This window comes from Methylocystis suflitae, assembly GCF_024448135.1.
Taxonomy (GTDB): Bacteria; Pseudomonadota; Alphaproteobacteria; order Rhizobiales; family Beijerinckiaceae; genus Methylocystis; species Methylocystis suflitae.
The window spans coordinates 1-7,020 of the sequence record NZ_JAMRYX010000011.1 but is presented as its reverse complement, the minus strand read 5'-3'; the positions used below and the strand labels follow the sequence as shown (position 1 = coordinate 7,020).

Annotated in this window: 6 protein-coding genes and 1 pseudogene; 4 read left to right on the top strand and 3 right to left on the bottom strand. The window is 64.1% G+C overall.

Going from position 1 to position 7,020, the window contains the following annotated elements:
* Nucleotides 1–868: pseudogene (locus tag NEI07_RS00780) on the top strand (ATP-dependent metallopeptidase FtsH/Yme1/Tma family protein); the annotation flags it as partial.
* A gap of 55 nt (nt 869–923) precedes the next feature.
* Here the strand turns inward: NEI07_RS00780 and arsC are convergent.
* The gene (gene arsC, locus NEI07_RS00775) at nt 924–1,286 is read right to left on the bottom strand and encodes an arsenate reductase (glutaredoxin) (protein ID WP_256032048.1); all 363 of its coding nucleotides are present in this window, start codon (nt 1,284–1,286) and stop codon (nt 924–926) included.
* Between the two features lie 167 nt (nt 1,287–1,453).
* Between arsC and glmM the strand changes: the two genes are divergently transcribed.
* Both glmM and NEI07_RS00765 read left to right on the top strand, forming a co-directional pair.
* Nucleotides 1,454–2,800, top strand: coding sequence for a phosphoglucosamine mutase (glmM, locus tag NEI07_RS00770; RefSeq protein WP_256032047.1), 1,347 nt, complete (start codon nt 1,454–1,456; stop codon nt 2,798–2,800).
* A gap of 236 nt (nt 2,801–3,036) precedes the next feature.
* Nucleotides 3,037–3,270, top strand: coding sequence for a hypothetical protein (locus NEI07_RS00765; protein ID WP_256032046.1), 234 nt, complete (start codon nt 3,037–3,039; stop codon nt 3,268–3,270).
* 198 nt (nt 3,271–3,468) lie between these two features.
* Here NEI07_RS00765 and chrA read toward each other — a convergent pair whose 3' ends face one another.
* Nucleotides 3,469–4,695: a chromate efflux transporter gene (gene chrA, locus NEI07_RS00760; protein ID WP_256032045.1), complete on the bottom strand. Its 1,227-nt coding sequence runs from the start codon at nt 4,693–4,695 to the stop codon at nt 3,469–3,471.
* Nucleotides 4,696–4,750: 55 nt separating this feature from the next.
* Here chrA and xseA point away from each other — a divergent pair, with 55 nt between their 5' ends.
* Nucleotides 4,751–6,328, top strand: a complete 1,578-nt coding sequence (gene xseA, locus NEI07_RS00755; protein ID WP_256032044.1) for an exodeoxyribonuclease VII large subunit — start codon at nt 4,751–4,753, stop codon at nt 6,326–6,328.
* Between the two features lies 1 nt (nt 6,329).
* Here xseA and NEI07_RS00750 read toward each other — a convergent pair whose 3' ends face one another.
* Nucleotides 6,330–6,779 (bottom strand): hypothetical protein, encoded by a 450-nt coding sequence (locus NEI07_RS00750; RefSeq protein ID WP_256032043.1) that lies wholly within the window; start codon nt 6,777–6,779, stop codon nt 6,330–6,332.
* Nucleotides 6,780–7,020 lie beyond the last annotated feature (241 nt).

Here is a 7,020-nt window from a genome sequence, read left to right as displayed (position 1 = left end):
TTTGAAGGTCGTCGCGCGCGGCACGCCGGGCTTCTCGGGCGCCGATCTGATGAATCTTGTCAACGAGGCGGCGCTGCTCGCGGCGCGGCGCTCGAAGCGGATCGTCACGAACCAGGAGTTCGAGGACGCGCGCGACAAGATCATGATGGGCGCCGAGCGCCGCACGCTGGTGATGACGGATGAGGAGAAGAAGCTCACCGCCTATCACGAAGGCGGCCATGCGCTCGTCTCCTTGAACGTGCCGGGCTCGATTCCGATCCACAAGGCGACGATCATTCCGCGCGGCAGAGCGCTCGGCATGGTGCAGGGCCTTCCCGAGCGCGATCAGATCTCGCAGAGTTACGAGCAGCTCGTGGCGATGCTGGCGATGGCGATGGGCGGCCGCGTCGCCGAAGAGTTGATCTTTGGGGCGGCGAAGACGACCTCAGGCGCCGCCTCGGACATTCAGCAGGCGACGCGCATCGCCCGCGCGATGGTCACCCAGCTCGGCTTCTCGGACAAGCTCGGCACGGTCGCCTATGCCGACCCGCAGCAGGAGCAATTCCTGGGCTACTCGCTCGGACGCACGCAGACCTTCTCCGAACAAACGCAGGAGACCATCGACGCGGAGGTGCGCCGATTGGTGCAGGAAGCTTACGAGAAGGCCAGGCAGATCCTCGTCGACAAGCGTACGGATTTGGATACGCTCGCCAATGCGCTTCTCGAGTTCGAGACGCTGTCTGGCGACGAGATCAAGGGTCTGCTCGCCGGCAAGCGGCCGGTGCGCGAAGAATCGTCGCCAACGCCGCCGCCGCGCGGCTCGGCGGTGCCGACGACGGGGCAGAAGCCAGAGCCCGACGTCGGCGGCCTGGAGCCGCATCCGATCTAAAGGGAAAACCCAGCGGTCCCGGCCGCTGGGTTTTTTGCATTCGAACTCGAGCGATCTATGTCTTGGACCGGGCTATCAGATCTTTAAGCGTCTCGGCGGGTCGACAGAGCGCGGCCTTGTCGCCCATCGAAACGATCGGCCGCTCGACCAGAATCGGATGCCTTTCGATGGCGGCGAAGATCTCGTCATCCGACAGGGCGGGATTCTCGAGTCCCAGCTCCTCATAGGGCGTCCCGCGCTTGCGCAATATCTCACGCACGCTCTTGCCCATGCGGCGCAAAAGGTCTTTCAAGGTCGCCCGATCGGGCGGGTTTTTGAGATATTCGATCACTTGCGGCTCGTAGCCGGCTTCCCGTAGCGCGGCGAGCACGTTGCGAGAGGTGCCGCAGCCCGGATTATGGTAGATTTTGACTTGCATCTGGACATCCGTTCAAACGATGTGCGAGGGTTCATTAACCGTTCGTTAGGCCGGCGAAAACACGCATTCGACGTTATGGCATTATGCTCATAGATCCGCCGACTTGGCGTGATAGATGGCGTCAAGATGCGCCGATTTGGCGCCGAGGCGCTCGCTGAGGATCTTCAATGACCCGCACCTATTTCGGCACAGATGGCATTCGTGGCCTCGCCAACGAGAAGATCACGCCCGAGCTCGCGCTCAAGGTTGGGCAGGCGGCCGGGTTGATCTTTCATCGCGGCGAAGGTCGGCACCGCGTCGTCATCGGCAAGGACACGCGGCTCTCAGGCTATATGATCGAATATGCGCTTGTCGCCGGCTTCACCTCCGTCGGCATGGAGACGCTGCTGTTGGGACCGATGCCGACGCCCGCGGTCGCCATGCTCACAAGGTCGATGCGCGCCGACGTTGGCGTGATGATTTCCGCCTCTCATAATTCCTTCGAGGACAACGGCATCAAGCTGTTTGGACCGGACGGCCACAAGCTTTCGGACGAGATCGAACACGATATCGAGCGCCTCATCGACGGCGATATGTTGCGCAAGCGCGCAGGACCGAGAGATCTCGGACGCGCCCGCCGCATCGACGACGTGCGCGCGCGCTATATCGAGTTCGCCAAGCGCACGCTGCCGCGCAATATGAGCTTGGAAGGCTTGCGCGTCGTCGTCGATTGCGCGAATGGCGCGGCCTATAAGGTGGCGCCCGAGGCGCTGTGGGAGCTTGGCGCCGAAGTGATCGCGATCGGCGTCGATCCCGACGGTTTCAACATCAATCATCGCGTGGGCTCCACAGCGCCGCAGGCGCTGCGCGACAAGGTGCGCGAGCTGCGCGCCGACGTGGGCATCGCGCTCGACGGCGACGCCGACCGTGTCATCCTTGTCGACGAAAATGGGCGCTTGATCGACGGCGATCAGCTCATGGCGGTTATCGCCGAAAGCTGGCGCGATCAGGGGCTGCTGTCCAAGCCCGGAATCGTCGCGACAATCATGTCCAATTTTGGATTGGAGCGCCATCTGAATTCAATCGGGCTCGCTCTCGAGCGAACGCCCGTCGGCGACCGTTATGTGATCGAACGCATGCGCGAAGCCGGCTACAACATTGGCGGCGAACAGTCGGGCCATATCATTCTTTCTGACTATTGCACGACGGGCGACGGGCTCGTGACGGCGATGCAGGCGCTCGCAGAGGTGAAGCGTCAGGATCGTCCGGTGAGCGAAGTTTGCCATCGCTTCGAACCGCTGCCGCAGGTATTGGAGAATGTGCGCGCCAATCGTCGCGAATTGGAGCGCACGGCGGTGGCGGCTGCAATCGACGATGCGCGGGCGCGACTCGGCAACTCCGGCAGACTCATTGTTCGCGCCTCCGGCACTGAACCCGTGATCCGCGTCATGGGCGAAGGCGACGACCGCGAGCTGGTCGAATCTCTCGTCGCGCAGATCTGCAGCGCGCTGAAGGAATCAGCCGAAGCCGCCTGAGGGAGCTTAATGCGATTAGCGACGCCACGAGAAGGTCGCGGCGTGCGACCCGGGTACGCCTTGCGCGCTCGAGCCGGTCATCGATCACATGATTCCACGCGATCGGGACGCGCTCAAAGGTTAAGGAATTTGGTTAAGCAATAGGGTTAACCTGCCCTTAACCCTTATCACCCATGCTTTCCTTTCGGCGCTGCGCCATTCGAAAGCAATGTCGCGCGCGAAAATGGGAGCACATCATGCGCCGCTCCGTCGCCCTCCTGTCGTTCGTCCTGATTGCTGGCGCTGTGAACGCGCGCGCCGAAAATCTGCCGCCGCCGCCACTTGATGTCAGCGGCTGGTATCTTCGAGGCAATGTCGACGCGCCCGCGCAATTGACGGAAAGGCAGTCGCAGCTCCCGCCCAACCTTCTCGCCGACGTGGCGAATGGCTCCGCCCAACCAACGCATTATTCGATGAGCGAATTGCGCTAGATCACGCTGCATTTGGGCGAAATCGCCCAAATGCAGATAACGTGATCGATTCCCAAAAGTTAGAGCGCGCTCTAAACGAAAAACCGGTTCCCACTTTTTCGCAGCGCGCTCTAGCGTTCAAAATACGCGCGAGCCAGAACGATTTCATGTCCGCAATGCGCGCCAAGAAGCGGACGTTCGCAAGCGTCGTAAGCCGCCTTAAGCGACCATGGCGATGAGCGTTGCGCCAAATGCGCCGAGGATCACGACCAGCCACGGCGGCGTCCGCCATAGGACGAGCAAGAGGAAAGCGAGGAGGCCCAGCCCGAAATCCGCTGGGCCAAGGATCGCGCTCGTCCAAACAGGGGTATAGAGCGCCCCGAGCAGAATGCCGACGACCGTCGCGTTGATCCCCTTGAGCGCCGATTGCGCCGCGGTTCGATGACGCAAAGCGTCCCAAAAAGGCAGCGCGCCGACGACGAGAAGGAAAGACGGCAGGAAAATCGCGGCGAGACAGATCAGCCCACCCGCCCAGCCGTTTGGCTCAGACGTCATCGCTGCGCCGAGATAGGCCGCGAAAGTGAATAGTGGGCCGGGAACCGCTTGCGCCGCGCCATAGCCGGCAAGGAAGGCATTCCGGTCGATCCAGCCCGGCGATACGAAGGCTTGCTGCAGCAGCGGCAGCACGACGTGCCCGCCGCCGAAAACGAGCGACCCTGAGCGATAGAAGCCGCTGATAAGCTCTATCGTAGGATTGGCGGTCGCCTTCGCCAGAATGGGCAACCCGACCAGCAAAACGGCGAACAACGCGAGCGAGGCGACGGCCGTGCGTCGGGTGATGGGGATCGATAGCGGCGTCGTGGCTCCGTTGTTTTCCCCCGAGAGGAACAGCCAGCCAATGACGCCCCCCGCCGCAATCGCCCCAATCTGACCGCTGGCGGTGGGGACCGCCAACGTCAGCAGCGTCGCGGCCACGGCGATGCTCGCCCGGCTCCGATCCGGACAAAGGTTTCGCGCCATCCCCCATACCGCTTGCGCGACGACCGCGACAGCGACGACTTTGAGGCCGTGCAGCCAGGCGACCTGCGAGAGATCGCCGAGGCGCCCGACGCCATAGGCGAAGCCGATCAACGCAAGCGCCGAAGGCATGGTGAAGCCGATCCATGCCGCCAAGCCGCCGGCAAGACCTGCCCGCAACATGCCGATGATGATGCCGACCTGACTGCTGGCGGGACCCGGTAGGAACTGGCAGAGCGCGACGATATCCGAATAGGCGGCCTCATCGAGCCATTTGCGGCGCCCAACGAACTCAGCGTGGAAATAGCCAAGATGGGCGACCGGCCCGCCGAAGCTCGTTACCCCGAGGCGCAGAAAGACTCCAAGCACTTCCAGGATCGAGAACAGCCGCTCACTCAGGGACGGCCGTCGCGACGCTCTGAGCGACATAAATGGGGGCGCTGTTTTCTTGCTGGCTTTGGGCATTTACATGATGGGCGTAAGGATGAAGCAAGAAGCAAAGCGTGAGCATATCTCATCCATGTCCGACCTGACCGAAATCGGAGGAGCCACGCCTCAGACCAATGCGCCTGAGATCAGCGTCTCCGAACTCGCGAACGCGCTGAAGCAGACGATCGAGGATCGCTTCGGGCGCGTGCGCGTGCGCGGCGAGATCTCCAACTATCGCGGCCCGCACGCCTCCGGACACGCCTATTTCTGTCTCAAGGATCAGAATGCGCGTCTCGACGCGGTGATCTGGCGATCGACTTTTCTGCGCCTGCGGACGCGGCCGCAGGAGGGGCTGGAAGTCGTCGCGACCGGCCGCGTCACAACCTTCCCCGGCAAGTCCTCCTATCAGATCATCATCGAGTCGCTGGAGCCGGCCGGCGTCGGCGCGCTGATGGCGCTGCTCGACGCGCGCCGCAAGGCGCTCGCGGCCGAGGGCCTCTTCGACGAAGCGCGCAAGCGCCCCCTGCCCTTCCTGCCGCGCGTCGTCGGCGTGGTGACCTCGCCGACCGGGGCTGTCATCCGCGACATCCTGCATCGGCTCAACGACCGCTTCCCGCGTCGCGTGCTGGTCTGGCCCGTGCGGGTGCAGGGCGAGAGTTGCGCTGAGGAGGTCGCCGCGGGCATTCGCGGTTTTAACGCGCTGCCTGCCGGGGGCGCCATTCCCCGCCCCGATGTGCTGATCGTCGCGCGCGGCGGCGGCTCGCTCGAGGATCTGTGGGGCTTCAATGAGGAGGTCGTCGTTCGTGCGGCGGCGGAGAGCGCCATTCCGCTTATTTCGGCGATCGGTCATGAGACTGATACGACGCTCATCGATTTCGTCGCGGACCTTCGCGCGCCGACGCCGACTGGCGCGGCCGAGAAAGCCGTTCCGGTGCGCGTCGAGCTTTTCGAACATCTCGCCATACGCACAAGCCGGCTGGAGGGCGCGCGCCGCCGCGCCATGGAACAGCGGCGCGTCCAGCTTTCAACCTACGCGCGCCTGCTCCCCGCTGGCGACGCCCTGCTCGCCAATCCGCGCCAGCGTTTTGACCGGTCGGCGGAGCGGCTGGCCGCCGGCGCCCGCGCCGCCCGAGACGGTAGGCGTCTACGGCTGTCGCGCGCCGCAACGCTGCTCGCCCGCCACTCGCCGCAGGCGGAGCTGGCGCGCGTGCGTGAGCAGCTGCGCGGTCTTGGCGCGCGGCTGCAGCAGGGTTATCGCGCCCGACGCGTGCTCGCGGGTCAGGAGAACGCCGCCGCCAGGCAGCGCCTCGCCGGCTCGGCGCAGCGTCTCGACCGCGCGATCGCCGGCTTGATCGGCGGCCATCAGGATAGGATCGACAGACTGGCCCGGCTGCAGGAATCGCTCAGCCATCGCTCGGCGTTGGCGCGCGGCTTTGCGCTGGTGCACGATGACAGCGGCGCGCTGGTGCGCAGCGTCGCTCAGGCTCCCCCTGGAACGGGTCTCGATATCGAGATCGCCGACGGCAGAATCCACGCGCGCGCTGGCATTGCGATTCCAGATCCGCCGGCGCGCCCGCGCCCGCGGCGCCGCCTGAAAAGCGCCAACAGCGACGATCAGGGATCGCTGTTCTGACCTATTCGAATCGCATCTGCCACGCGACGATGCTGCGCTGCATGGCCGCCCGCGGGAGATAGCAGAAGACATTGGTGGAGATCGGCGCCTCGACGCAATGATAGTGCTCCTTGCTCCAGTCGTAGCCGAGCGTATCCATGCAAGCGACGATCTTGTCGTGAATGAGCTTCGGGTTGGATCGCCGCTCCGCCGGAAAATCCCGCTCCGCCTGGTATTCGCAGTCGGTGACGTCCATCTTCTGGCCTTCGAAATAGCGGCCGCTGGCGCCGCTCGTGACGAACATCGCCTCGGTGGCGAGAATGAAGACCAAGCCGACCGCCAGTGCGAGCTTGCCTTGCCACTTGGTCTTGAAGAAGTGCAGATCGAGTAGCGACAGCAGTCCGATCGCCAGGAGACCGCCGCCCAGAAGCAGCGTCAACGGCGATAAAAAAGGCGCGATGCCTTCATTCATGTCACACTCCTGATCGCGCGCGCCGCCGCATCGCGCGTCATTAATCAATATTAAGAGCGAGAGTCTCTGCAAAGCAACCGCGCGCACGTCGCTTCGCAGCCGGCGCGGGTTCTTTCTTGGACGCGAAGCGCCGAGAACGCGCGGCGCGGACCGCTCCCACATTCCTTACGCTAGATGCGCGCCGCCACGCGGACGCGCCCTCGCGCCGAACGCCCGCCAAATTCGCGCCGAAACAGAGCGT

Excerpts from the sequence above, each read along its gene's own strand:
- arsC (WP_256032048.1), bottom strand. The coding sequence starts at position 1,286 with ATGCAAGTCAAAATCTACCATAATCCGGGCTGCGGCACCTCTCGCAAC.
- glmM (WP_256032047.1), top strand. The coding sequence starts at position 1,454 with ATGACCCGCACCTATTTCGGCACAGATGGCATTCGTGGCCTCGCCAAC.
- NEI07_RS00765 (WP_256032046.1), top strand. The coding sequence starts at position 3,037 with ATGCGCCGCTCCGTCGCCCTCCTGTCGTTCGTCCTGATTGCTGGCGCT.
- chrA (WP_256032045.1), bottom strand. The coding sequence starts at position 4,695 with ATGTCGCTCAGAGCGTCGCGACGGCCGTCCCTGAGTGAGCGGCTGTTC.
- xseA (WP_256032044.1), top strand. The coding sequence starts at position 4,751 with ATGAAGCAAGAAGCAAAGCGTGAGCATATCTCATCCATGTCCGACCTG.
- NEI07_RS00750 (WP_256032043.1), bottom strand. The coding sequence starts at position 6,779 with ATGAATGAAGGCATCGCGCCTTTTTTATCGCCGTTGACGCTGCTTCTG.